At 70.8% G+C, this 24,931-nt stretch carries 22 protein-coding genes; 10 read left to right on the top strand and 12 right to left on the bottom strand.

Features of this window, described 5'->3' with window-relative positions; translation table 11 throughout:
* Nucleotides 1-57 precede the first annotated feature (57 nt).
* On the top strand, nucleotides 58-267 hold the full coding sequence (locus tag STRTUCAR8_RS46830) for a helix-turn-helix domain-containing protein (RefSeq protein WP_044474098.1): 210 nt from the start codon (nucleotides 58-60) through the stop codon (nucleotides 265-267).
* Nucleotides 267-833, top strand: coding sequence for a Clp protease N-terminal domain-containing protein (locus STRTUCAR8_RS46835; RefSeq protein ID WP_006383562.1), 567 nt, complete (start codon nucleotides 267-269; stop codon nucleotides 831-833). The genes STRTUCAR8_RS46830 and STRTUCAR8_RS46835 overlap by 1 nt, the downstream gene beginning before the upstream one ends.
* 28 nt (nucleotides 834-861) lie before the next feature.
* Here STRTUCAR8_RS46835 and STRTUCAR8_RS46840 read toward each other — a convergent pair whose 3' ends face one another.
* The 7 genes from STRTUCAR8_RS46840 to STRTUCAR8_RS46870 form a co-directional block, all read right to left on the bottom strand.
* Nucleotides 862-1,950, bottom strand: coding sequence for a helix-turn-helix transcriptional regulator (locus STRTUCAR8_RS46840; protein WP_006383574.1), 1,089 nt, complete (start codon nucleotides 1,948-1,950; stop codon nucleotides 862-864).
* A 1-nt stretch (nucleotide 1,951) separates the two neighbouring features.
* Complete coding sequence (locus tag STRTUCAR8_RS46845; RefSeq protein ID WP_006383570.1) at nucleotides 1,952-2,869, bottom strand: DUF4097 family beta strand repeat-containing protein; 918 nt, start codon at nucleotides 2,867-2,869, stop codon at nucleotides 1,952-1,954.
* Between the two features lie 164 nt (nucleotides 2,870-3,033).
* Nucleotides 3,034-3,213, bottom strand: a complete 180-nt coding sequence (locus STRTUCAR8_RS46850) for a DUF6104 family protein (protein ID WP_003992906.1) — start codon at nucleotides 3,211-3,213, stop codon at nucleotides 3,034-3,036.
* Nucleotides 3,214-3,391: 178 nt separating this feature from the next.
* Nucleotides 3,392-7,189: a multifunctional oxoglutarate decarboxylase/oxoglutarate dehydrogenase thiamine pyrophosphate-binding subunit/dihydrolipoyllysine-residue succinyltransferase subunit gene (locus STRTUCAR8_RS46855; RefSeq protein ID WP_006383567.1), complete on the bottom strand. Its 3,798-nt coding sequence runs from the start codon at nucleotides 7,187-7,189 to the stop codon at nucleotides 3,392-3,394.
* 316 nt (nucleotides 7,190-7,505) lie between these two features.
* Complete coding sequence (locus STRTUCAR8_RS46860; protein WP_006383573.1) at nucleotides 7,506-8,615, bottom strand: HAMP domain-containing sensor histidine kinase; 1,110 nt, start codon at nucleotides 8,613-8,615, stop codon at nucleotides 7,506-7,508.
* Nucleotides 8,612-9,349 carry a response regulator transcription factor gene (locus STRTUCAR8_RS46865; RefSeq protein WP_006383578.1) on the bottom strand — a complete coding sequence of 246 codons (738 nt, stop codon included), beginning with the start codon at nucleotides 9,347-9,349 and terminating at the stop codon, nucleotides 8,612-8,614. Before STRTUCAR8_RS46865 ends, STRTUCAR8_RS46860 begins: the two co-directional genes overlap by 4 nt.
* Nucleotides 9,350-9,494: 145 nt before the next feature.
* A complete protein-coding gene (locus STRTUCAR8_RS46870; protein WP_006383576.1) occupies nucleotides 9,495-10,190 on the bottom strand; it encodes a spermine/spermidine synthase domain-containing protein in 696 nt (231 codons plus the stop codon).
* 148 nt (nucleotides 10,191-10,338) lie between these two features.
* On the opposite strand from STRTUCAR8_RS46870, the gene STRTUCAR8_RS46875 reads away from it, so the two are divergent.
* Nucleotides 10,339-11,124: a rhomboid-like protein gene (locus STRTUCAR8_RS46875; RefSeq protein ID WP_006383582.1), complete on the top strand. Its 786-nt coding sequence runs from the start codon at nucleotides 10,339-10,341 to the stop codon at nucleotides 11,122-11,124.
* Here the strand turns inward: STRTUCAR8_RS46875 and STRTUCAR8_RS46880 are convergent.
* On the bottom strand, nucleotides 11,121-11,780 hold the full coding sequence (locus STRTUCAR8_RS46880; protein WP_006383564.1) for a GNAT family N-acetyltransferase: 660 nt from the start codon (nucleotides 11,778-11,780) through the stop codon (nucleotides 11,121-11,123). The genes STRTUCAR8_RS46875 and STRTUCAR8_RS46880 overlap by 4 nt on opposite strands.
* 177 nt (nucleotides 11,781-11,957) lie before the next feature.
* Here STRTUCAR8_RS46880 and lon point away from each other — a divergent pair, with 177 nt between their 5' ends.
* Together lon and STRTUCAR8_RS46890 are read left to right on the top strand one after the other, a co-directional pair.
* On the top strand, nucleotides 11,958-14,381 hold the full coding sequence (lon, locus tag STRTUCAR8_RS46885) for an endopeptidase La (protein WP_006383563.1): 2,424 nt from the start codon (nucleotides 11,958-11,960) through the stop codon (nucleotides 14,379-14,381).
* A gap of 189 nt (nucleotides 14,382-14,570) precedes the next feature.
* Entirely contained in the window at nucleotides 14,571-15,074 is a 504-nt protein-coding gene (locus STRTUCAR8_RS46890) for a MarR family winged helix-turn-helix transcriptional regulator (protein WP_006383561.1), read from the top strand.
* Between the two features lie 48 nt (nucleotides 15,075-15,122).
* On the opposite strand, the gene STRTUCAR8_RS46895 is transcribed toward STRTUCAR8_RS46890, so the two are convergent.
* Nucleotides 15,123-15,914, bottom strand: coding sequence for a protein phosphatase 2C domain-containing protein (locus STRTUCAR8_RS46895; protein ID WP_006383581.1), 792 nt, complete (start codon nucleotides 15,912-15,914; stop codon nucleotides 15,123-15,125).
* A 454-nt stretch (nucleotides 15,915-16,368) separates the two neighbouring features.
* Between STRTUCAR8_RS46895 and STRTUCAR8_RS46900 the strand changes: the two genes are divergently transcribed.
* From STRTUCAR8_RS46900 to STRTUCAR8_RS46920, 5 genes are read left to right on the top strand one after another with little or no spacing between them, the layout of a single operon-like run.
* Nucleotides 16,369-19,251 carry a sensor histidine kinase gene (locus STRTUCAR8_RS46900; protein WP_006383569.1) on the top strand — a complete coding sequence of 961 codons (2,883 nt, stop codon included), beginning with the start codon at nucleotides 16,369-16,371 and terminating at the stop codon, nucleotides 19,249-19,251.
* Nucleotides 19,248-19,802 carry a roadblock/LC7 domain-containing protein gene (locus tag STRTUCAR8_RS46905; protein WP_006383579.1) on the top strand — a complete coding sequence of 185 codons (555 nt, stop codon included), beginning with the start codon at nucleotides 19,248-19,250 and terminating at the stop codon, nucleotides 19,800-19,802. Before STRTUCAR8_RS46900 ends, STRTUCAR8_RS46905 begins: the two co-directional genes overlap by 4 nt.
* A complete protein-coding gene (locus STRTUCAR8_RS46910) occupies nucleotides 19,799-20,206 on the top strand; it encodes a DUF742 domain-containing protein (RefSeq protein WP_006383566.1) in 408 nt (135 codons plus the stop codon). The genes STRTUCAR8_RS46905 and STRTUCAR8_RS46910 overlap by 4 nt, the downstream gene beginning before the upstream one ends.
* Nucleotides 20,187-20,852 carry a GTP-binding protein gene (locus STRTUCAR8_RS46915; protein ID WP_006383568.1) on the top strand — a complete coding sequence of 222 codons (666 nt, stop codon included), beginning with the start codon at nucleotides 20,187-20,189 and terminating at the stop codon, nucleotides 20,850-20,852. The genes STRTUCAR8_RS46910 and STRTUCAR8_RS46915 overlap by 20 nt, the downstream gene beginning before the upstream one ends.
* Nucleotides 20,853-20,891: 39 nt before the next feature.
* Entirely contained in the window at nucleotides 20,892-22,151 is a 1,260-nt protein-coding gene (locus STRTUCAR8_RS46920; RefSeq protein WP_006383575.1) for a styrene monooxygenase/indole monooxygenase family protein, read from the top strand.
* On the opposite strand, the gene STRTUCAR8_RS46925 is transcribed toward STRTUCAR8_RS46920, so the two are convergent.
* From STRTUCAR8_RS46925 to STRTUCAR8_RS46935, 3 genes are all read right to left on the bottom strand, one after another.
* Entirely contained in the window at nucleotides 22,118-23,338 is a 1,221-nt protein-coding gene (locus STRTUCAR8_RS46925; RefSeq protein WP_006383580.1) for a C40 family peptidase, read from the bottom strand. The genes STRTUCAR8_RS46920 and STRTUCAR8_RS46925 overlap by 34 nt on opposite strands.
* 278 nt (nucleotides 23,339-23,616) lie before the next feature.
* Nucleotides 23,617-23,943, bottom strand: coding sequence for a hypothetical protein (locus STRTUCAR8_RS46930; RefSeq protein ID WP_006383571.1), 327 nt, complete (start codon nucleotides 23,941-23,943; stop codon nucleotides 23,617-23,619).
* 61 nt (nucleotides 23,944-24,004) lie between these two features.
* Nucleotides 24,005-24,658 carry a TetR/AcrR family transcriptional regulator gene (locus STRTUCAR8_RS46935; protein ID WP_006383565.1) on the bottom strand — a complete coding sequence of 218 codons (654 nt, stop codon included), beginning with the start codon at nucleotides 24,656-24,658 and terminating at the stop codon, nucleotides 24,005-24,007.
* Between the last annotated feature and the right edge of the window lie 273 nt (nucleotides 24,659-24,931).

The following is a 24,931-nucleotide window of genomic DNA, read 5'->3' on the forward strand; positions in this document are numbered from 1 at the left end:
ATCCGAGCCTGTCAACCAGAGTTGACAGGCTCATCGGTGTCAACCTATGTTGACGTCATGACCGAAGCAACAGATCTCGCCGAGCGCGCGGGTGACCGTGATCCGCGGATCGGACTGCGGGCCGTCTCCGCGCTGCGGAAGCTGGTCGAGCAGTTGGAGTCCGTGCAGGTGCGCAGCGCGCGCAACCAGGGCTGGTCGTGGCAGGAGATCGCCGCGGAACTCGGTGTCAGCAGGCAGGCCGTCCACAAGAAGCACGGGAGGCAGTGATGTTCGAACGGTTCACGAGCGATGCGCGCGCTGTGGTGCAGGGTGCCGTCGAGCACTCCGAGCGCGCCGGCAGTCGGTTCGTCGACGCCGAGCATCTGCTGCTCGCGCTGCTCGACCGGGAAGCCAGTAGGGCCTCCTTCGCGCTGGCCTCGCTCGGCCTCGCCGACCGCAAGGAGTCGGTGAAGGCCGCCCTCGCCGACGCCCGGCGCCGCGCCGGACTGTCCCAGGCCGAGGCCGATGCCCTCGCCGGGCTCGGCATCGACGTGTCCGACATCGTCTCCCGCGTCGAGGAGGTGCACGGCGTCGGCGCGATGTCGGGCGGCCCTCAGGACAGAGGATGGTGGTCGTCGGGGCGGCGACCCTTCGGCCGGGATGCCAAGGAGGTGCTGGAGAGGTGCCTGCGCATCGCCGTGGCCCACCGGGACCGACGGATCGGCGACGAGCACATCCTCCTGGCCCTGACGGCTCGCCCGGGGGTGCCGTCAGAGGTCCTCGCCGATCAGGGAGTCACATACGGCGGTCTGAGCCGGGTGCTGTACGGCGAGGGCGAGGCGAAGGCGGGCTGAGGAGGAGCCTTCTGCATCTCCTTCTGCCTCATGGCTTCGGTGTCCGCAAGGTCGCCTCCACCAGTGCCGCCGCCGCGGACAGATGGCCGCGGATCTCGTGGACCTGGGGTTCCGTGACGCCGTGGTCGCGGGCCGTGTCGCGGATGCCGTCGCGGAAGCGGTCGAGGAGGCGGTCCAGGTCGCGGGCCGGGTTGCCGGTGGAGTCCTCGTGGGCCCAGGTCGGCGGTTCGTAGCCGGCCGGGAAGTCCGGGGGAGTGTCCGTGTACTCCGGGTGCTCCCGTCCCGGGGCCGTGGGGGCCGCGGTGCCGCCCGGGCGGGGGAAACCGAAGTCCTTGCCCAGGCCCTGGCCGATGTCCTTGCCGAGGTTCTTGCCGAAGTCCTTTCCGAACTCGCCGAACTCCTTGGCCAGTTCGGTCAGACCCTCCCGGACGCCTGTCGGCCAGTCGCCCCTCGTGAAGTGGTCCTGGACCTGCTCCTGGACGCGCCTGGCGATGCGCTGGACCTCTTCCTGGGCCTGGGCGCGGGCGTGTTCCTGGGCCTCCTTGGCCTGGCGCCTGGCCCGCTGGGCCTCCTCACGGGCGCGGCGGCTCTCGTCCTTCGCGCGCCGGGCCTGTTCCTTCCACTCCTGCTTGGCTCGCCGCATCTCCTCCTTCGCGGCGCGCCACGCCTCCTTGTCACCGACGTCCGCGTGGTCCCCGAACGGGGCGCCCTGCGCGGCTCCGGGGCCGCTGCGGGCCTCGCTCGCCGCCGCGCGCACCTCCCGGCGCAGGTCGCCCGCCGCGCCCCGGACGTCGGCCCGGATCTCGGCGGCGAGTTCGGCCACCGACTCGCGGATCTCCAGTTCCAGGTCGGCCAGTTCACCGCTGCGGTCGGCCAGCTCGGCGCGGCCCGCGTCCGTGATCGCGTACACCTTTCGGCCGCCCTCGGTGGTGTGCGTGACCAGGCCCTCGGCCTGCAGCTTGGCCAGGCGCGGGTACACGGTGCCCGCCGACGGCGCGTACAGCCCCTGGAAGCGTTCCTCCAGGAGGCGGATCACCTCGTAGCCGTGGCGGGGAGCCTCGTCCAGCAGCTTCAGCAGGTAGAGACGCAGACGGCCGTGGGCGAAGACGGGAGGCATGTCAGAGCACCTTCTTGTTCGTGGATCCTGAATCGTCACCCGGGGCGGACGGGTTCCCGGCGGCCGGGGTGGAGCCGGCGGGGGTGGAGTCGGCCGGCTCGTCCTCCCGCTGGGGGCGGCGGAGCAGGGCGATGGAGCCGGAGACCGTCGTCGCCCGCAGCTTGCCCGTGCCCGCGCCCAGGCGGCCCGTGACGCGGTGGGCGCCCCACTGGCCGTGGACGCGGAGGCCGTCGAAGGCGTTCGAGATCTTGCCGCTCGCCGTGTTGGCCTCCACGTCGGCGTCCGCCGGATGAGGGAGCCGGATGGCGATCTCACCCGAGACGTTGGTCAGCTGCACGTCCGTCGGCCCCTCCGGGTCGAGGTCGACGATCATGGAGCCGCTCACCGACTCCGCGCGCACGGAGGGTCCGGAGCCCTCGACGACGGTGAGGTCGCCGGAGACGGAGTTGAACCGCAGGTCGCCCGTGACCGCCTGGGCCTCCAGGTTGCCCGAGACCGTGTCGGCGCGGACCGGGCCGGACAGGCCGACGAGTGTCGTGTCGCCGGTGACGCCCTTCACCACCGTCGGACCGTCGACCCCCGAGACCACCGCGCCGGCGCCGACCACGCCCACCTCGACACGGGTGTGTGCCGGGACGGCCAGGGAGACGACCGCGCTGCGGCGCCAGCCCTTGCGGTCCAGCCACTTGAGGAGGCCCTTCCAGGGCAGGTCCTCGTACGCCACCGTCAGGACGCCGTTCTCCTGGGTCACCACCAGGGGTGGGCCCTCGATCTCGGAGACCTCCAGACGGGCGGAACTCTCCTCGGTGCCCACGACGTTCACTGTTCCGTTGACGATGCGTACGTGCAGGCCTGTGACCGGTTCGTCGAAGGTGAGCTTGCCGGGCTCTTTGACGGACCACTCGGACGTGGTGGACATGATGCGGACCCCCTGGGTGAACGGACACGCTCGACAGCCGAAGGCGACAGAACGCAACGCGCCATATCGCGTCTTCTGCTATTCACGATATATCGCGCTCACGGGAAGTCAAGACACTCGTCAGGGGACGCGGCCCACCCCGGCCCGGCCTGTCGCGGTCCTGCCTACTCGTCGTCCTCGTCGTCCAGGCGGGCCAGCCAGGTCGCCAGGCGCTCCACCGGTACCTCGAAGTCGGGATTGAGGTCGACGAAGGTCCGCAGCTGCTCGGCGAGCCACTCGAAGGTGACCTCCTCCTCGCCGCGCCGCTTCTCGAGTTCTTCGATGCCTCGGTCGGTGAAGTACACGGATGTTCTCCTGGGGACTGCTCGGGTCGGTGGTGGGGAGACCGGCGATCAGGGCCCGGGGCCCGGGGTCACCGGTCGTACCTCTCAAGGTTATGCGGAGCCGCCCCGACGGCACATGACGAAGGCCCGGCACCGAATTCCGGTGCCGGGCCCTGTGCCGTCAGGCGTGTTCAGAGGCTCAGGCCTCGAACACCTCACGCACCAGCTGCTCCTGCTCCGCCTGGTGGCGCTTCGCCGAACCCACCGCCGGGGACGAGCCCGCCGGGCGCGAGATGCGCCTCAGGCGCTCGCCGTGCGGGATGTCCGCGCCGACCGCCAGGTCCAGGTGGTCGATCAGGTTGAGGGCGATGAAGGGCCACGCGCCCTGGTTCGCCGGCTCCTCCTGCGCCCACAGGTACTTCTCTGCGTTCGGGTACTTGGCGATCTCCGCCTGGAGTTCCGCACCCGGGAGGGGGTACAGGCGCTCGATGCGGATGATCGCCGTGTCCGTGTTGCCGCGCTTCTTCCGCTCGGCCTCAAGGTCGTAGTAGAGCTTGCCGGCGCAGAAGACGACCCTGCGGACGTCGGCCGCGGTGACGGACTCGTCGCCGATGACCGGACGGAAGGCGCCCGACGTGAACTCCTCCGCCTTCGACGCCGCCGCCTTGAGGCGGAGCATCGACTTCGGGGTGAAGACCACCAGCGGCTTGTGGTGCGGGTTGTGCACCTGCCACCGCAGGAGGTGGAAGTAGTTCGACGGGAGCGTCGGCTGAGCGACCGTCATGTTGTTCTGGGCGCAGAGCTGCAGGAACCGTTCGATACGGGCCGAGGAGTGGTCCGGGCCCTGGCCCTCGTAGCCGTGGGGGAGCAGGAGCGTGACGCCGGACGTCTGGCCCCACTTCTGCTCCGCCGCCGAGATGTACTCGTCGACCACCGTCTGCGCGCCGTTGACGAAGTCGCCGAACTGCGCCTCCCACATCACCAGGGACTCGGGACGGGCCAGCGAGTAGCCGTACTCGAAGCCCATGACCGCGTACTCGGAGAGAAGCGAGTCGTAGACGTTGTAGCGGGCCTGGTCGTCCGAGAGGTACTGGAGGGGGGTGTAGTCCCCGCCCGTGACCCGGTCGATCAGTACCGCGTGGCGCTGGCCGAACGTGCCCCGGCGGGAGTCCTGGCCGGAGAGGCGGACCGGAGTGCCCTCGAGGAGCAGCGAGCCGATGGCGAGAGTCTCGCCCATGCCCCAGTCGATCGTGCCGTCCTCGATCATCGCCGCGCGGCGCTGCAGCTGCGGCAGCAGGCGCGGGTGGACGGTGACCTGGTCGGGGATGTTGACCTGGGACTCGGCGATGCGCTTGACGACCTCCTGGGAGATCGCGGTCTGCACGGCAACCGGGAACTCGGCCTGCGGGTCCGGGACATGGGCTTCGGGAGCCTGCGAGACCGCCTCGCGGACCTCCGTGAAGACCTTCTCCAGCTGGCCCTGGAAGTCCTGCAGGGCCTGCTCGGCCTCTTCCAGGGTGATGTCGCCGCGACCGATGAGGGACTCGGTGTAGAGCTTGCGCACCGAGCGCTTCTTGTCGATCAGGTCGTACATCAGGGGCTGCGTGAACGCCGGGTTGTCCGACTCGTTGTGACCGCGGCGGCGGTAGCAGATGAGGTCGATGACGACGTCCTTGTTGAACGCCTGCCGGAACTCGAAGGCCAGCCGGGCGACGCGGACGACGGCCTCGGGGTCGTCGCCGTTCACGTGGAAGATCGGCGCCTCGATCATGCGGGCCACGTCGGTGGCGTACATGGAGGAGCGCGACGACTCCGGGGCGGCGGTGAAGCCGACCTGGTTGTTGATGACGATGTGGACCGTGCCGCCGGTGCGGTAACCGCGCAGCTGCGACATGTTGAGGGTCTCGGCCACCACGCCCTGGCCCGCGAAGGCCGCGTCACCGTGCAGGGCGACCGGCAGGACCGTGAAGTCCGTGCCGCCCTTGTTGATGATGTCCTGCTTGGCGCGGGCGATGCCCTCGATGACCGGGTCGACCGTCTCCAGGTGGGACGGGTTGGCGGCCAGCGAGACGTTGATCTGCTCGCCGTCCAGGCCCGTGAACACGCCCTGGGCGCCCAGGTGGTACTTCACGTCGCCGGAGCCGTGCATCGACTTCGGGTCGAGGTTGCCCTCGAACTCCCGGAAGATCTGGGCGTACGACTTGCCGACGATGTTCGCCAGGACGTTCAGCCGGCCGCGGTGGGCCATGCCGATGACGACCTCGTCGAGGCGCGACTCGGCCGCGCTGTCGATGACCGCGTCGAGCAGCGGGATGACGGACTCGCCGCCCTCCAGGGAGAAGCGCTTCTGGCCGACGTACTTCGTCTGCAGGAAGGTCTCGAAGGCCTCCGCCGCGTTCAGGCGGCGCAGGATGCGCAGCTGCTCCTCGCGCTCCGGGTTGGAGTGGGGGCGCTCGATGCGGTCCTGGATCCACTTGCGCTGCTTCGGGTCCTGGATGTGCATGAACTCGACGCCGGTGGTGCGGCAGTACGAGTCGCGCAGCACGCCGAGGATGTCGCGCAGCTTCATCAGGGACTTGCCCGCGAAGCCGCCGACGGCGAACTCGCGCTCGAGGTCCCAGAGGGTGAGCCCGTGCTCGGTGATGTCCAGGTCGGGGTGCTTGCGCTGGCGGTACTCCAGCGGGTCGGTGTCGGCCATGACGTGGCCGCGGACCCGGTAGGAGTGGATCAGCTCGAAGACCCGGGCGGCCTTGGTGACGTCGTCGTCGTGGCTGGCGTCGATGTCCTTGAGCCAGCGGACCGGCTCGTAGGGGATGCGCAGCGCCTCGAAGATCTCGTCGTAGAAGCCGTTCTCCCCGAGGAGGGAGTTGGCGACGACACGCAGGAACTCGCCCGACGCGGCGCCCTGGATGACCCGGTGGTCGTAGGTCGACGTGAGCGTCATGACCTTCGCGATACCGAGCTTGTTCAGGGTGTCCTGGGACGTGCCCTGGAACTCGGCCGGGTAGTCCATGGAACCGACGCCCATGATGACCGACTGACCGGGCATCAGACGCGGGACCGAGTGGACGGTGCCGAGGCCGCCGGGGTTGGTCAGGGAGACCGTGACGCCGGTGAAGTCGTCCATCGTCAGCTTGCCGTCGCGGGCGCGGCGGACGATGTCCTCGTAGGCCTGCCAGAACTCGAAGAAGTTCAGCGTCTCGGCCTTCTTGATGCCGGCCACGACGAGCTGGCGGTCGCCGTTGGGCTTCACCAGGTCGATGGCCAGGCCGAAGTTGACGTGCGCCGGCTTGACGAGGGTGGGCTTGCCGTCCTTCTCCTGGAAGGAGTAGTTCATCGACGGCATGACCTTGATGGCCTGCACCATCGCGTAGCCGATGAGGTGGGTGAAGGAGATCTTCCCGCCCCGGGCACGCTTCAGGTGGTTGTTGATGACGATGCGGTTGTCGAAGAGCAGCTTCACCGGGACCGCGCGCACGGACGTGGCCGTGGGCACCTCGATCGAGGCGTTCATGTTCTTCGCCACGGCCGCGGACGGGCCGCGCAGCGTCACGAACTCCGGGCCGTCCGCGGCCTGGGGCGCGGGAGCGGCCGGGGGCTTGGCGACGGCCGGTGCGGGCGCCGCCGCAGCGGGCTTCGCGACCGGAGCAGCCGGGGCGGCTGCCGGAGCGGCCGCGGCGGGCCTGGGAGCGGCCGCAGGGGCGGGTGCGGGCACGGTCGGGGCGACGGGCGCCGCGGGGGCGGCCTGGGGGGTCGGGGTGGTCTCTGCGGCCCCCGCGGCCGCAGTACCCGCCGTAGCCGTGGGGACGGCGGCCGCCCCGGGCTTGTAGTCGGCGAAGAAGTCCCACCAGGCACGGTCTACGGAATTCGGGTCCTGGAGGTACTGCTGATAGATCTCGTCGACGAGCCACTCGTTCGGTCCGAACGCGGCCGCAGGGTTACCTGAGCCTTCGTCGGTCGAGATGCTCGATGAGTTACTGGGGGACTGTGGCGACACGGCGGCAACCGCCCTCTTCCGCTTCACATGGTGGCTTCACAAGGTGATGGACAGCGGGAATCAAGGCTACGCCCCCGTGGCCGAAAGGTCAGTCCGGGTCCGTTCAACGTCGCGTAAGTCACATCGAGAATCGGGTTTCGGGGGGTGAAATGGCGGGAAACAAGCGGGGTTCCGGTCCGAATGAGACACGTGAGGGAAACGCAAATTGTCGCCCGGGCGCACGAAATGCGCGGGCCTGTGAGCAATCACACGTGTCCACGCGCGTCCGTCAGCGGGGATGTCAGGTGGATCTTGCGGCTCCGCTTCGAACTTTACGTCAACTTGGGACGGATGACTCTCCCGGAAGGGTGACCAAAATCCGGCAACCCCGCTCGGATTCGGCCACACCGATCCGGCCGCCGTGCAGATCGACCGCCCAGCGGGCGATCGCCAGCCCGAGACCCGTACCGCCGTCACTGCCCGGCCCGTGCGGTGCGCTGACGCCACCGCGGTTGAACCGTTCGAAGACCCGGTGCCACTCCGAGCGCGGAATGCCCGGACCCTCGTCCAGGATCTCCAGCTCCAGTGACTCGGCCGGCGTTCCGCGCCGTGCCTTCACCGTGACCCGGCCGTGCGGAGGGCTGTGCTTGACCGCGTTGTCGATCAGGTTGGCGACGACCTGGTGGAGACGCTCCGGGTCGGCGTGCGCGACCAGCTCGGGCGGGTTGACGTCGAGGTGCAGATGGACGTCGTTACGGGTGTGACCGCCGGACCCGGACGCGATGCCCGCGCGCGTGGAGGCCAGCATGTTGGCCTCCTTGAGCACACCGGAGAGATACGGCCAGACCTCGAACCGGCGCTTGCGCAGCGGTACGACCCCGTTGTCCAGCCGGGAGAGGTCCAGCAGGGTCTCCACCAGCCGGCCGAGGCGCTCGGTCTGCTTGAGCGCCGTACGCATCGTCTCCGGATCGGCGGCCGAGACCCCGTCCACGACGTTCTCCAGGACCGCGCGGAGGCCCGCGATCGGGGTGCGCAGCTCGTGCGAGACGTTCGCCACCAGCTCCTTGCGCTGACGGTCCTGGGCCTCCAGCTCGTCCGCCATGACGTTGATCGTCTGGGCCAGGTCGCCCAGTTCGTCCCAGCGGTTCTCGCGCACCCGGCGTGTGTAGTCGCCCTGCGAGATGGAGCGGGCCACCGCGTTCATGTCGTCCAGCGGCGCGGTGAGCGAATGTGCCACGAACTGCGTTATCAACAGTGTGGCGATCATCGAGAAGACCGTGATGAAGCGGAGCTCCGTCTTGGTGTGCACCGCGATCATCGACAGACCGGTGGTGATCAGCACCGAGACGACGACCAGTGCGCCCAGCTTGGTCTTGATCGAGAACGGGCGTACGCCGCCCCAGGGTTCCCCGGGGCTCCTCCGTGCGGCCGGCCGCCCCAGGTTCATGGCGTCGGTGTCTCCAGTGCGTAGCCGACCCCGTGCACCGTACGGATCCGCTCGGCGCCGATCTTCCGGCGCAGCGCCTTGATGTGGCTGTCGACGGTCCTGGTGCCGGAGGCGTCCGCCCAGTCCCAGACCTCGGCGAGCAGCTGCTCGCGCGAGAGAACGGCGCGGGGCGTGTTGGCCAGACAGACGAGCAGGTCGAACTCGGTGGGCGTGAGATGCACGTCCTCGGAGCGCACCCGCACCCGTCGCTGCGCGTGGTCGATCTCCAGCTCGCCGAGGCGCAGGATGCCGGAGCGCGGCGTCGACGCGGCGATGGCGGCACGCTCGACCCGGCGCAGCAGCACATGCACCCGCGCGGCCAGTTCACGCATGGAGAAGGGCTTCGTCATGTAGTCGTCGGCGCCGACCCCGAGTCCGACCAGCATGTCGGTCTCGTCGTCGCGCGCGGTGAGCATCAGGACGGGCACGGCCCGCTGGGCCTGCACCCGCCTGCATACTTCGAGCCCGTCGAAGCCGGGCAGCATGATGTCGAGGATCAGCAGATCGGGCTGCCAGGCCTCAGCGGTGTCGACGGCGGCCGGTCCGTCACCGGCGGTCTGCACGAGAAATCCCTCGGCGCGCAGACGGGCCGCGATGGCGTCGACGATCGTCGGATCGTCCTCGACCACGAGTACCCGGCGCTGGGCGCCAGGTGTCGCCGTCGCGCCGTTCTGGGAGGTGTGTGTCTGCTCCATCGCCCGTCCCTGAAGTGTGCTTTCCGGAACCAGTGGGGTGGTTCCTTGGCTGCGCTTGTCCGCGCATGACTGCGATTGACGCACGACTGATCGGATGAGTGATCGGCGTCAGGGAAGCAGAGTACGGGCAGTCACCGCGTGGGGGCTATCCAGGCCCGACGGCGAGGTGGACGACGTCGGGGACTCCCCGGGCAACGGGGATCTCTTCGGTGCGTACTGCCCGGAACCCGGCATTCCGTAGAGTTTGCTCAAATTCCCGAGAGGGTTGCGCCGACCACACCGCGAGCACCCCGCCCGGCCTCAACACCCTTGCGCAGCTTGCCAGTCCGGCCTGCGAATACAGGCCCTGATTGTCCTCCGTGACGGTCCAGTCGGGGCCGTTGTCGATGTCGAGACACAGCGCGTCAAATGTGGCGGAGGTCTCATTGACGTACCTCACCAGGTCGGCTGCGACGACCTCGGTGCGCGGATCGGAGAGGGCGCGGGCCGAAAGCCCCGACAGTGGCCCGTCGCGATGCCATCCGATGATCGCCGGTTCACGCTCGACGACGGTGATGCCGCCCCAGCGGGGGTCGGCCGCGGCGTGCGCGAGCGAGAACCCGACGCCGAGACCGCCGATGAGGACGTGCGGGAAGGAGGCCCGGGAGCCGGGAGTGAGCGCGTCGAGGGCGGCGTCGACGAGCAGGCGCTCGGACCGGCCGTCCGAAGTGTCCATCAGGAAGCACCCGTTGGCGATGATCTGCAGTAACTCTCCGTGCCGTCGCAGCACGACTTCGCCGTACGGTCCCTGCTGCCGGTCCAGGACTTCGGGGGCGCCGTAGGAGGTGGTCGGGTGGGTCATGGGGACATCTTGGCGCAGTGCGGCTGGATGAGCCCGGCCTTTACGGGGCCTGTCGGCTTGCTGTGAATCGGCGGTGGCGTGGCGCGGGTCACAGACAACCGCGTGGGTGGAGGCGAAGGGTGGGGTGAAGCGGAAGGAGCGCCTCACTGTGGAACGGGTCGACGCGAAGGGCGACGTGACGTCGGGTTCGCCGGCGCTCCCGGGCGCGCCCGTCGCGGAAGGCGTGCGCCTGCTGGACGGGATGCCGAGGCAGCGGGGGCCGGCGGAAGCCGTGTCCGCGCGGCCGGTGGTCCCGGCGGCCGCTGTCCCCGGGAGGCGGGTTTTCCGCCCCTGGCACCTTGTCCCCACCCCCACGGGCACTCCGTTCACCTTCACGTACGCGGCCGTCCTGCTGGTCACGGCCTACGTGGCCGAACACGCGGACCCCGCCCTGGTGCACGCCCTCCATCAGGGCACCAGCACGGATGTCGCCCACCTCCTGCGGACGCCCGTGTTCGTGCTGGTCGCCAGCGCGCTGTGGGTCGTGGGAGGCGTGACCTCGCCGTACGGCGTCGTCTTCCTCCTTGTACTTACGGCGCTGGAGCGGCGGATCGGCGGGCTGCGTACCGCCTGGGTGTTCGCGCTCGGGCATGTGCTGGCCACCCTCGCGACCGAGGTGCCGGTGGGGCTCGGGGTGCTGGTGGGGTGGCTGCCCCAGAGTTCGCTGCACCGGCTCGACTACGGGATCAGTTTCGGGGTCGCGGCGAGTGTGGGGGCGCTGGCGGGACTACTGCGGCCCTGGCTGGGGTGGCCGTCGCTGGTGCTGTTCGGCGGGACGCTGGTGCAGGACCTGATCGCCTACACCGATCCGATGACCAACTGGGGGCACGTGACAGCGCTGGCCATCGGGGTCGCCACCTGGCCCTGGGTGCGTCGGTGGCGGAGGCCGGACTAGGGCTCGTCGACGGCCGTCCCCGTGAACGTCGCGCTCGTCAGGTGCGCCTCCACGTGCCAGCCCAGCGACTCGTACAGCGCCCGTCCCTCGGGAGTTCCGGCCAGTACGCCTCTCTCCGCGCCCTGGGTGAACGCCTCCCGTGAGAGCGTTCGCATCACGAAGGCGCCCAGGCCCCGGCGCCGGTGCGCGGGGGAGGTCTCCACCTGGTCGACGACAGCCGTCCGGCCGGTGGGGGCGATCTGGCCGCGGGCCGCCCAGGAACCGTCGGCCGCCGCGAGCATCACGCGCGTGACGCCGCCGCGCGTCCAGGTGCGGACCCGGTAGCCGTCGGGGGCGGCCGGTGCCTCCGAGGCGGTCAGCGGGACCGACATGAGGTAACCCGGCTCCGGGTCGACCGACCAGTCTTCGCCGAGCCATCCGCCGATCGTCGCCGGGTCGTCGAACACCTTGAGCCACACGCCCGCCCCGGTCACGGCGTCGGCCACCTTCCGGACGGTCCGCTCCTCGACGCCGTCGTTCACCGCGCCCAGGACGTGCCGGGTGACGGCTCGGGCCGTGCCCACGTCGATCGTGTATCCCCAGGGCTCGACCAGCGGCGGCGACGCCCCGCGTGAGACCACCCAGCCGTCGACCCAGGCCCGCACGGTGCCGTCCACGCGCACTCCTTGTGTAATGGTTGATCTCCGCTAATGAGTGTTACGTGGGCGACTGTACGCGGATGATCGACCGGCGCGGCAGACGTGATCGCTCACGGCGAACACGTCCCGGGGAACAATCGGCCCCCGTCAAGCATTGAGTCGGCATAGCTCAACTTGAGTGCAGAAGGGGAGATCATGCCTACTGAGTCCACGGCGTTCACACCGCTCATCCTGCCCGTGCTGCCGCTCGACGACGAGGTCGTGCTGCCCGGCATGGTTGTTCCGCTGGACCTGAACGACGCCGATGTGCGGGTCGCTGTGGAGGCCGCCCAGGCCGCCGCGCGCACCGAGTCCGGCAAGCCCAGGGTGCTGCTCGTGCCGCGCATCGACGGGACATACCCGAGCACCGGTGTCCTCGGCACCGTCGAACAGGTCGGCCGGCTCGCCGACGGGGACCCGGGGGCCCTCATCCGAGCCCGGGGACGCGTGCGGATCGGTGCCGGTACCACCGGCCCGGGGGCCGCACTGTGGGTGGAGGGGACGCGGATCGACGAGACCGTCCCGGACCCGGTACCCGGTCACGTCACCGAACTTGCCAAGGAATACAAGGCTCTTGCCACTGCCTGGCTGCGCAAGCGCGGCGCCTGGCAGGTCGTCGACCGCGTTCAGGCCATCGACGACGTCTCCACCCTTGCCGACAACTCCGGATACTCCCCCTTCCTCAGCACCGACCAGAAGATCGAGCTCCTGGAGACCACCGACCCGGTGGCCCGGCTGAAGCTCGCCACCCAGCAGCTGCGCGACCACCTCGCCGAGCAGGACGTCGCCGAGACCATCGCGAAGGACGTCCAGGAGGGCGTCGACAAGCAGCAGCGGGAGTTCCTGCTCCGCAAGCAGCTGGAAGCCGTGCGCAAGGAACTGCGCGACATCAACGGCGAGCAGGACGGCGAGGAGTCCGACGACTACCGGGCCCGCGTCGAGGCCGCCGATCTGCCGGAGAACGTGCGCGAGGCGGCTCTCAAGGAGGTCGACAAGCTGGAGCGGTCCTCCGACCAGTCGCCCGAGGGCGGCTGGATCCGGACCTGGCTCGACACCGTCCTCGAACTCCCCTGGAACGAGCGGACCCAGGACGAGTACGACATCCAGGGCGCCCAGACCGTGCTCGACGCCGAGCACGCGGGCCTGCAGGACGTGAAGGAACGCATCACCGAGTACCTCGCCGTGCGCAAGCGGCGCGCCGAGCGCGGACTCGGGGTCGTGGGCGGGCGCCGTGGTGGCGCCGTGCTCGCGCTCGTCGGGCCGCCCGGCGTCGGCAAGACCAGTCTCGGTGAGTCCGTCGCGCACGCCATGGGGCGGAAGTTCGTCCGCGTGGCGCTCGGCGGAGTCAGGGACGAGGCGGAGATCCGGGGGCACCGGCGTACGTATGTCGGCGCGCTGCCCGGTCGTATCGTGCGGGCCATCAAGGAAGCCGGGTCGATGAACCCCGTCGTTCTCCTCGACGAGATCGACAAGGTCGGCTCCGACTTCCGGGGCGACCCCGCCGCCGCGCTGCTCGAAGTCCTCGACCCGGCGCAGAACCACACCTTCCGCGACCACTACCTCGAAGTCGAACTCGACCTCAGCGACGTCGTGTTCCTCGCGACGGCCAACGTCCTCGAAGCCATTCCCGAGGCCCTGCTCGACCGGATGGAACTCGTCCGGCTGGACGGGTACACGGAGGACGAGAAGGTCGTCATCGCCCGGGACCACCTGCTGCCACGGCAGTTGGAGCGGGCCGGCCTGGAGAGCCCCGAAGTCACCCTCGACGAGGGCGCGTTGCGCAAGCTCGCCGGGGAGTACACCCGCGAGGCCGGCGTCCGCAACCTGGAGCGGTCCATCGCGCGACTGCTGCGCAAGGTCGCCGCACAGCACGAACTCGGGGAGCGGAAGCTGCCGTTCACCGTCACGGAGGACGACCTGCGCGGCCTCATCGGGCGGCCCCACCACGTGCCCGAGTCCGCCACGGACCCGGCCGAGCGGCGCACCGCCGTACCGGGTGTGGCGACCGGACTCGCGGTCACCGGGGCCGGGGGTGACGTCCTCTACGTCGAGGCGTCACTCGCCGACCCGGAGACCGGGGCGGCGGGGCTCACGCTCACCGGGCAGCTGGGTGACGTGATGAAGGAGTCCGCGCAGATCGCGCTCTCCTTCCTGCGCTCGCACGGTGCCGAACTGGAACTGCCGGTCGGTGACCTGAAGGACCGGGGCGTGCACATCCACTTCCCGGCGGGTGCGGTGCCCAAGGACGGTCCGAGTGCGGGCGTCACCATGACGACCGCACTCGCCTCGCTCCTCAGCGGGCGGCTCGTCCGCACGGACGTCGCCATGACCGGTGAGGTCTCGCTGACCGGGCGGGTGCTGCCCATCGGCGGTGTGAAGCAGAAGCTGCTCGCCGCGCACCGGGCCGGCGTCACCACCGTGATCATCCCGAAGCGCAACGAGGCCGACCTGGACGACGTCCCGGCCGAGGTCCTGGAGAAGCTCGACGTCCACGCCGTCACGGACGTCCGCCAGGTCCTCGAACTGGCGCTCACCCCGGCGGAGAACCCGGCGGAGGTGAGGGTTCCGGCAGCGGCGTGACGGACGCTGCCGGTCGGGTAGGGCCCGGGTCCCGTAGGGGGCCCGGGCCTTCCTGTACGCGGAGCCGGGACTGGCGGGGACCCTGGATGACACCCTCTCCCCGTTCCTGCGAAATACTGTCCGAGCTGCGGCGATGGCCGTGTTCGACGGAGACTTTCCGAGCGGTGAGACCGGATCAGGGGTGCTGACGTGCACGAGGACGGCAACGGCGGGGGACGCCTCGACGGGCGGCATGTCGAGTCCCCGACGCCCGGGAGCGGGGTCGAGCGGGAATTCCTCGCCCTGGAGCGCGAGTTGACGGTGTTCCTGCGGCGCGCCCGGGCCAACTCCGGGGAGATGGCCCGCGAGGTCCATCCCGACCTGGAGTCGTCGGCGTACGGGCTGCTGGTGCGGCTCGACGAGTGCGGGCGTCAGCGTGCCACCGAGCTCGCGGCCTACATCGGCGTCGGCAAGGCCACCATGTCCCGCCAGCTGCGCGCCCTGGAGGAGCTGGGCCTCGTCGCCCGCGAACCGGATCCGGCCGACGGTCGCGCCTGGCTCGTCCACCTCACGGACGAGGGCCGCGCCCGCTTCCGTACCGTCCGGGAGGCGCGACGGGCACGGTACGTGCGTGAGCTGGCCGCCTGGGACCGCGTCGAGGTGGCCGAACTGGCCCGGCTGCTGCATCAGCTGAACCTCGGCATGGAGAAGTAGGCCCCGGTAGTTCGCCCGGTCCTTCGCCCGGTTCGTCGTCGCCGGGCGTCACAGCTCCACGTACACGACCGTCGCGTCGTCGTGCGTCTTGCTGCGGCGCAGGCGCGGCCGGCCCGCGTCGGCGTCCGCCCGCTCCAGCTCCCGGACGCGGTGCACCAGCGCCCCCGCGCCCTCCTTGCGGACGGTGGTGAAGCAGGCCGTCCAGTCGCCCTCGGCGAACTTCTCCACCCACCGGGTCGCCCCGTCCGTCAGGGCGGCCAGGGCGCGCACCTCGGCGCGCGGGGTCGTGCCCGTGACCGCGCGGGAGGCCACCGACGGTTCGGCCGCCGCCGTGAAGAAGCCGCCCTCCTTGTTGCGTACCGTCGCGTCGGCGATCGCGTCCGTGGCCAGCGAGGACCGGGGCACGCGGGACAGACGGTCGTCCAGGTGGGCCGTGACCGTGCCGTCCGGGGACTCGGTCAGCAGAGCCGAGTCGGACAGGACGAGGTGCTCGACGGTCGCCCGTGACCAGCGGGCGAGAACCACGGTCGCCTGGGGTGTGCGCGGGTGAGAAAGGTCACAGGTTTGTGCGTGGGCCGCGGCGGTACGAGTGAGGGCGGCCGCCAGTACCTCGGTGAGGGGCATATCCCGTTGTGAAACAGACAGTTCGGTCAGCGCGCCGCCGAGCCGGGCCGTGAACCAGGGGACGGAATGCAGACAACCCGTCCCCGTCCTGGGGGGAGTCACCCCGTCCAGGAGGACGAGCGAACCGCCCTGCCCGGAGGCGGGAAGCCCGATCGCCGCGAAGTCCTCATTGGGGCGGCCCGGATCGCCGGGTTCCGTGACGAGTTCAGTGCGCATCCGGACAGTCTGCACGAGCCCTTCACAAGCTTCCCGAAAGGCTGGCAACGATTGCCGAAACAGCGTGTAGTCGCTGGTCAGACGCCTGTTTTGGGAGGGAATGATCTACTCCGTGAAGACGTCGCTGCGGATAATGTCAAAGCCCGCCGCCCACGTCCAACCGGTCCGCCGCGCGGGGTGGGCGCACAGGCCAGAGGAACTTGCCGCCAACTCCCCGCCGATGTTGACTCCTTGATGTTCACTCCTTCGAGTGGCGGGTCAGGTGACGCGCGCTCCCTGCCCACCGGCATGGGAGGGTCGGGAGCCGGACCGTGCCGGAGCACCGGAACCGTACCGGGTTGTGAGCGGCAGGCCAGAACCATCCGGGCGGCCATGCAGTTGACGGAACGTCATCCGGGTCCCGACGGATCGTCACCCGGGCCCATGGGCACACGAGTCAGGAATGCGAGCACCGGTGCAGAAGACGCGGCCTCGGCGCACAGGCAGGCAGACAGCTCCCGCAGGGGGCGCTATCGGTGACGCCCCGACCGATCCCGCGGGCCGGGGTCGCCCCGGCCACGTCCGCAACCGGCTCATCGTGGCCGTCGCCGTCGTGGCCGCCGCGATCGCCGGGGCCGGTGCCCCGTCCGTCATCGCCGCCTCCTCCCAGCTCCACGACTCCCAGGACCTGGTGACGCTCGCGACGCAGACCCAGGACGCCCTGACCCTCGCCCACTCGCTCGCCGACGAACGCGACGAGGTCACCGTCTACATCGCCGCCGGTCGGCCCAAGGCGAAGGCGCCCTCCGACCAGCGCGCCGCCCGCGTCGACCGCGAGGTCGGCGACCTGCGCGCGAACCCGGACACCCCGGCCGCGCTCCGGGCGGACCTCGACGACATCGCCGCGCTGCGCCAGGCGGTGCTCACCGGCAAGAGCACCGCTCTCCAGTCGCACGAGACGTACTCCGCCGCCATCGCCGGGCTGCACCGCCTCGCCGAGCAGCTGGCCGAGAAGCAGCCGCCCCGCGCGGGCGCCGGCGCGTACGCCCTCGCCGAGCTCGACTCCGCCGTCCAGCAGGCCGCCGCCGCCCGGGGCCTCCTCCTCGCCGCGCTCAGCGTGCCGACGTCCACCGAGAGCGTGTACGACCCGGTCACCGGGCTGACGTCCGAGCAGACCGTCACCTCACCGGCCGACGCCAGGACACGCAACGCGCTCAGCGCCGCCGCCCAGCAGGCCCGGCTGCGCTCGGACGCGGCGATCGCCGACTTCCGTGAGACGGCCCCCGAGGCGGCCGTCGGCAGCTACGACTCCACGGTCACCGGACCCGAGGTCGACACCGCCGACAAGTACCTCGCGTCGCTCACCGACCAGGCCACGCTGTCCACGAGCGAGCTCGCCACCAGCCTCAGCGGTGTGGACGCGGCAGTCTCCGCCCGCGTCGAACTGATGCGCGGCGTCGAGGCCTCCCTCTACGACCGGCGCACCAAGGCCCTCGCCCAGCTCCGGGACGACGACGTCACCGAGCTGGAGATCCGGATCGCCGTCCTCGGCGCCCTCCTCCTGGTCGCCGTCGGTATCGCCACCGCCATGGCCCGCACCCTCACCCGCCCGCTCTCCGTGCTGCGCCGGGGCACCGCCAGGCTGGCCGAGGCCGCCGACCCGCTCGCCGAGGAACCCGTCAAGTTCACCGGCCGCAACGACGAGTTCGCCCAGGTCGTCCGCTCCGTCAACGCCCTGCACGCCCGCGCCCTCGCCGTCCACGAGCGCATCGCCACCCTGGAGTCCGACCGTAAGCACCTGGTCGGCCAGCGCCAGAAGATGGCCGACGCGCGCGAGGAACTGCGCACCGAACTCGCCGACGCCGCAGCCCAGTTGACGCGCACCCGGCACAGCATCCACGGCACCTTCGTGAACCTCGCGCTGCGCACCCTCGGTCTTGTCGAGCGTCAACTCGCGGTCATCGAAGGCCTGGAGGAGCGCGAGCAGGACCCGGACCGGCTCGCCACCCTGTTCAAGCTCGACCACTTCGCCACCGTCATGCGCCGGCACAGCGAGAACCTCCTCGTCCTCGCCGGCGCCGAACACGGCCACCAGCACGCGGGTCCCGTCCCGCTCGTCGACGTCGTCCGCGCCGCCGTGAGCGAGATCGAGCGGTACGAGCGGGTGCGTATCTCCGCGCTGCCGCCGCACGCGCATCTCGCCGGGTTCGCCGCCGACGACGTCAGCCATCTGCTGGCCGAACTCCTGGAGAACGCGACCTCGTTCACCCCACCCGAGCTGCCGGTGGAGATCTCCGGCTGGCTGCTGGAGAGCGGCGAGGTCATGCTCTCCGTCCAGGACGAGGGCATCGGTATGACCGCCGAGCGCCTGGTCCGCCTCAACTCCCGCCTCGCCGACTTCGACCCGGACACCCCGCACGACGCCTACGAGACGGGCGGCGGCGCCGAGAAGGACGACGGCGACGGGATCGGGCTCGGCCTGTACGTCGTCGCGCGGCTCGCCCATCGGCACGGCGTGCGGGTGCAGTTGAGAGAGCAGAAGCAGGGCGGGGTCGCGGCTGTCGTCGTCCTGCCGAAGACGCTGCTGGCCGTGGACCCGGCCGCCGTACCGCCGTCGGCCGCCTCGACGCCCGGTGGCGCCCCGACGCTCTCGTTCCCGGGCGCCGATGCCGAGGTCAACTCCAATGTCCTGCAAGGGCGTTCGGAGGCCGAGGAACCGGCCGTCGAGTCGGCGGGTGAGCCGGGTGAGGCGCCGGCCGACACCCCGATCCCGGTCGACGCGCCGGACCCGATGATCACCCTGGCGGAACGGGCCGTACGCGACGCGGAGACCGACACCGAGGCGGACCCGGCGCCTGTCACGGACACGGCTGCGGATGCGGATACGGATACGGAAGTGTCGGCGCCGGAGCCCGCGCCCCTCCCCGCGTCCGAGATCACCATGGAGCTGCTTCTGCCGGCGGCGCCCCCGGCCGGGGAGACCACCGAGCCGACCGTGCCCACGGCGCCCGGCACCGACGCCCCGTCCGCGCCCGCGACCGGAACCACCGCCCCGGACCCCTACGCGATCGGCCCCGACACGCATGAGCGCGTCGAGGAGGAACCGGTCACGGACAAGGGACTGCCCAAGCGGACCCCGAAGATCACCGCGCCCGCCGAACCGCCGAGACCGCGCACCGCTTCCGTCGACGCCGAGGCACTGCGCCGCCGGCTCGGCGGGTTCCAGCGCGGTGCGCGCGACGGACACCGTGACGTGGAGGCGGAGATCGCGGAGCGGACGGGACACACGGCGCGTCCGGCAGAGCCGGCACGTGCCGAAGAAACCACGGGGGAAACTGTCGAGGAGGCAAGCAGTTGACCGCGCCCAGTACCTTCGGCCTGAGTAGTGAAGCCCGCAACCTGCACTGGCTGCTGAGCAATCTTGTCGAGGAGGTGCCGGGACTGACGTCGGTCGCGGTGGTCTCCTCGGACGGTCTGCTCCTGCTCTCGTCCGACCCAGACAGGAACGCGGAACGCCGGCCCGACCGGCCGACCGGCCCCAGAGGCTCCGCCGCCGACCTCGCCACCATCGTGTCCGGCATCGGCAGCCTCACCATCGGCGCCGCCAAGCTGATGGACTACGGCGGCGTCAAGCAGACCATGGTCGCGATGGAGGACGGCACCCTCTTCGTGATGTCGATCAGCGACGGCTCCCTGCTCGGTGTGCACGGCTCCCCGGACTGCGACATGAGCGTGGTGGCGTACCACATGGCGCTCTTCGTGGGCCGCGCCGGGCATGTCCTGACCCCCGAACTCCGCAGTGAGCTGCGGGAGTCGATCGAACGCGGATCGCCGGTCGAGGAACCCGCACCGGTCGGTCCGATGGCCGTCCGGTCCGGGCGGGGCCGCCTCGCGGGAGGTGCCGAGTGAGTACGCCGGGCACGCCCAAGCTTCCCGTCCGGGGCGGCGACCGCAAACCGGCCCGGGTACGCCCGTACTCGCTGACCGGCGGCCGGACCCGCTTCGGCCATGTCCTCCTCGTCGAGACGTTCGTCGCCGCGATCGAAGCGCCGGAGGAGCGCAAGGAGTTGGAGAATGGTTCCCTCAGCACCCGGGTCATGCCGGAGCTGCGGGCCATCGTCGAACTGTGCCGCCGGATGCGTACGGTGGCCGAGATCGCCGCACTGCTGAGGATGCCGCTGGGCGTGATCCGCGTGCTCCTCAGCGACCTCGCGGACCAGGGAAAGATCCGTGTGTACGGAACCGGTCACGGGCCGGGGCAGCCGGACCGCGCACTGCTGGAAAGGGTGCTGAGTGGACTCCGTCGTCTCTGACGTCGCCCGTGGCGTCTCCCCGCTTCTCCACCTTCCGCCGGAAGGCCGAAGTCCGTTGGAGGACGAGGAGTTGCGGCCGTGGCAGGAGGACCGCACCCGCGCTCCGATCGCCACGAAGATCGTGATCGCGGGCGGCTTCGGCGTCGGCAAGACCACGATGGTCGGCACCATCTCGGAGATCGAGCCCCTCCAGACGGAGGCACTCATGACCGAGGCGAGCGAGGGCACCGACGACCTCACCGCGACCCCCGAGAAGCGCACGACCACCGTGGCCATGGACTACGGCCGCGTCACGCTCGACGACGACCTGGTCCTCTACCTCTTCGGCACGCCGGGCCAGCAGCGCTTCTGGTTCATGTGGGACGACCTGGTGCGCGGCGCGATCGGCGCCGTCGTGCTGGCCGACACCCGGCGGCTGAAGGAGTGCTTCCCGGCGCTCGACTACTTCGAGAGCTGCGGGCTGCCGTACGTCGTGGCCGTCAACCACTTCGACGGCAGCGCGGAGTTCGACGCGGAGGACGTGCGGGAGGCGCTCACGGTGCCCGCGCACATACCTGTCATGATCATGGATGCGCGGCGCCGCCTCCCGGTGATCGAGACCCTGCTCGCTCTGGTGGGGCACGCGTTGGACGTCAGTCCCGAGTAACAGCGTCAGCTACGTAGCGATGGGGAGAGACCAGACCGTATGCGGAAGATACTCGTCGTCGGAGCCGGTCAGGCCGGACTCCAGATAGCCCTCGGACTCCAGTCGCACGGGTACGAGGTCACCCTGATGTCCAACCGGACCTCGGACGAGATCCGGTCCGGCCGGGTCATGTCCACGCAGTGCATGTTCCATACGGCTCTGCAGCACGAGCGCGATCTCCAGCTGAACTTCTGGGAGTCCCAGGCCCCGAAGATCGAAGGACTCGGCGTCTCGGTCGCCGCCCCCGGCTCGCACGACCCGGGCCCGACCCAGCGCGCGATCGACTGGGTCGGCAAGCTCGACGGCCATGCCCAGTCGGTCGACCAGCGGGTGAAGATGGCCGGCTGGATGGAGACGTTCGCGCAGCGCGGCGGCCAACTGGTCATCCACGGCGCGGCGGTCGGCGACCTCGACTACTTCTCCCGTACGTACGACCTGGTCCTGGTCGCCGCGGGCAAGGGCGAACTGGTGTCGATGTTCGCCCGCGACCCCGAGCGTTCTCCCTACCGCGAGCCGCAGCGCGCGCTGGCCGTCTCCTACGTCCACGGCCTGGGCCCGCGCCCCGAGCACCCGGACATGGACGCCGTCCGATGCAACCTGGTCCCGGGCGTCGGTGAACTGTTCGTCATGCCGACGTTCACCACCTCGGGCCGCGCCGACATCCTGTTCTGGGAGGGCATACCCGGCGGCCCGCTCGACGTCTTCAACGGCGTCCGCGACCCCGCCGAACACCTCTCCCTGACCCTGGAACTCATGGAGCGGTTCACACCGTGGGAGTACGCGCGGGCCACCAAGGCCGAACTCACCGACGCGGGCGGCACGTTGGCCGGCCGCTACGCCCCCACCGTCCGTCACCCGGTCGGCCGCCTCCCCGGCGGTGGCCTGGTCCTCGGCGTGGCCGACGTGGTCGTGGCGAACGACCCGATCACCGGCCAGGGCTCCAACTCCGCCTCGAAATGCGCGGCCTCGTACCTCGCCTCGATCCTCGAACAGGGCGAGAAGGAGTTCGACGAGACCTGGATGCGGGCCACCTTCGACCGCTACTGGGACACCGCCCAGCACGTCACCAAGTGGACCAACGCGATGCTCGCCCCGCCACCGGAGCACATCATCAACCTCCTGGGCGCGGCAGGCCAGTTGCCCCCGGTCGCCGACCGCTTCGCCAACGCCTTCGACGACCCGTCGGACTTCGAGAACTTCTTCTACGAGCCCGAGAAGACGGCCGCCTACCTGGGTTCGGTCACGGGCGCGGGCGCGTAGGAATCCGCGGGCTTCGTGGCGAGGGAGTAGCCCTCGTCCGAGCCCGCCGTCGCGTCGGCGGGGATCTTCGGCGGTGTGTACCGCGTCAGGGGCTCCCCGTCCGGGTCCGGCCGTACGGCGCCCAGCACCGGGTTGGCCGAGAGCGGCGACACCTTCACCTCGGCTCCCGGACGCGGCGCCTGTACGACCATGCCGTCCCCGAGGTAGAGCGCCACGTGCGTCGCCTCGGGGAAGTAGACGACCAGGTCACCGGGGCGCAGCTCGGCCAGCGGGATGTGCGGCAGCCGCGCCCACTGCTCCTGGCTGGTCCGGGGGATGGGCCGCCCCGCCGCCTCCCAGGCCTGCGAGGTCAGCCCCGAGCAGTCGAACGACGCCGGCCCCTCGGCACCCCACTCGTACGGCTTCCCGAGCTGCGCCACCGCCTGCCGCAGTGCCCGCTCACCTTCACCGGACGGCTTCCGGCCGGCGCTGAGCGCGCCCGAGGTGATGAACTCCCGCTCCTTACCGGCCACTTCGCCCCGCTCCCCCTCCTTCTGCTCCAACTCGGCCAGCTCGGCGAGTTGTTCGGTGCTGAGGGTGGCGAGCAGCTCCTCGACCCGCCTCAGCCGCTCCCGTACGGCGTCCCGGTCGCGCTTCTGCCGTTCGGCGAGGGTGAGTTGCTGGTCCAGGGCGGCACGGGCCGCGCGCGCCAGAACGTCGGTGCGCCGTTCGCCGCCGACCAGCCGGCCCACCGTCTCGGCCCGCTCCAGCGCCAACTGCCGGATCACATGGCCCTGTTCGAGCGCGTGCTGCGGATCGCGGGCCAGCAGCAGCTGCACGTACGGGGAGATGGCGCTGCTGCTCTGGTACTGCTGCCGGGCGAGCCGGCCGAGGGCGCCGCGCCGCTCGTGCAGGGAGAGCCGGGCGCGCACGAGCTGCCCGTCCAGGCGCCGGACCTCGGCGCGCTGCCGCTTCAGCCGTTCGGCGGTGGCGTCGTAGGTCTCGGTGGCCTGCTCGGCCTCGCGGTACAGCCGCTGAAGGTCGGTCAGAAGGGCGGTGACGGAGGGTTCTTCCGCTGCGGCGGGCTCGCCGGGGGACTGGGTCGCCGAGGGGCTCGGGTCCGGTGCGGCCAGGGCGGGGACGGGTGCGAGGAGTGTGCCGGCGGCCATCGCCGCCGTACAGACCAGACGCAGAAGCCTTCCTGACACGTCATCACCTCCGGTGCGGGGCAGCCCTTCCGCTCCGCATCGCGAGCTTGTGACGCGGGCGCGAGGACCGCTCGCCGAGCGTGCGCGGTTCGGCCCAACCTCGTCACCCGTCGGTGTCGTCCGGCTTGCCCTGCGGCGTGGCGCCGAGAGCCTGCCAGGCGGACCATGCCGGAGACGCGGGGCTTGGCACGCGCCTCCGCCGCGTTGTCGTCGGTCGCCGACTCCCCCACGCTCGACTTCGCTCGCGCGGGGGACCCCGTCGCCCCGCGCGCCGGTGTTCATTCGGTGCCGCGGCCGTCCTCCGGCCTGCTCCGCCGGGCAGGCCCTGGTCCATTGGCCGGTTTCGACCACGGCCAGCGGAGCCTGTCGTCGCCGGCCTTGTCGCCCTCGGGGTCGTAGGCGTACTTCCAGCCCGGGTGCAGGCCCAGCTTTCCCGGCGGTCCCTTGGGGGCGCGGCGGTAGACCAGTACGGTCGGCGGGCCGCCGGCCGCGTCCGGTACCGGGACCCTGTACGTCTTCGGGGGCTGTCCGGTCGGGCCGAGCAGGATGGGCAGCACGCGGCCGTCCAGGGGGCCGCCCTCGAAGGCGGTGTCTTGGCTCTTCACAGGATCAGTTTCCGATACGGGACGGTCGGCGACAGTCCGGGGCGGACAGCGGGCGGCGGCGTCAGGTCGTCGTCGAGCCGAGCGCGTCGCGTACGACGGCCGCGGTCTGCGGGTCGCGGCCGGCGGTCACCGTGAGCACCGCCATGAACTGCTCCACCAGCCAGTCCCGCAGCTCCTCGACCGGCGGCTCCTTGCCCTCGTCCAGCCAGATCAGCGAGGCCGCCTCGACCGCGGTGATCCACATCCGTACGGTCATCCGCAGCCGGGGGCCCGGTTCCGCGACCTCCAGATGGCTGAGGATGTGCTCGGCGGCGGTCCGGCGCACCCGGTCCACTATGGCCGTCGTACGGGACGTCTCGACGACGCTGCCGCCCTGGAGAAGGGCGCTGAAGCCGGCGTCGTGCTCGTCGACGAAGGTGAGATAGCGGTCGAGGGCGCGGGAGAGGCGCTGGGGGAGCGGGCCCTCCGGGGGTTCGTCGAAGCAGAGTTCGAGTTCCTCGGCGGCGGAGCGGAGCGCGGCCTCGTACAGCTGCTGCTTGCCGCCGGGGAAGTAGCGGTACACGAGGGGACGGGAGACACCGGCGGCCTCGGCGACGTCGTCGAGGGAGACGTCTTCCGGGGGCCGGTGGGCGAAGAGGGAGAGGGCGGCTTCCAGGAGCTGGTGTCTCCGTTCCTCGACGCCGAGTCGTCGGTATGCGGGGGCGGCGGGGGGCATGTGTGCAGGGTAGTCGGGCGGGTGGGTGCGCGTGCGGCCGCGTGTACGGGTGCGGGTGCGTCGTGGCTGCCCGGTAGTGCCCGTCCGGGTGGGCGTGCGCGATGTCGTACGCGAGGGCCTCCGGCGTGCACAGGTAGAAGGGCAGGGCCAGGCGCCGGATGCGGGCGAACGCCTCGACGCCGGGCCGGTCTTCGGTGTGGAGGGCACGCACGGTCACAGTCATGAGCTCGGACGTTACGTGGTGAGATACGGCGGGTGCCTCTTATTTTCCGG

It is taken from the genome of Streptomyces turgidiscabies Car8 (genome assembly GCF_000331005.1).
Classification (GTDB): domain Bacteria; phylum Actinomycetota; class Actinomycetes; order Streptomycetales; family Streptomycetaceae; genus Streptomyces; species Streptomyces turgidiscabies.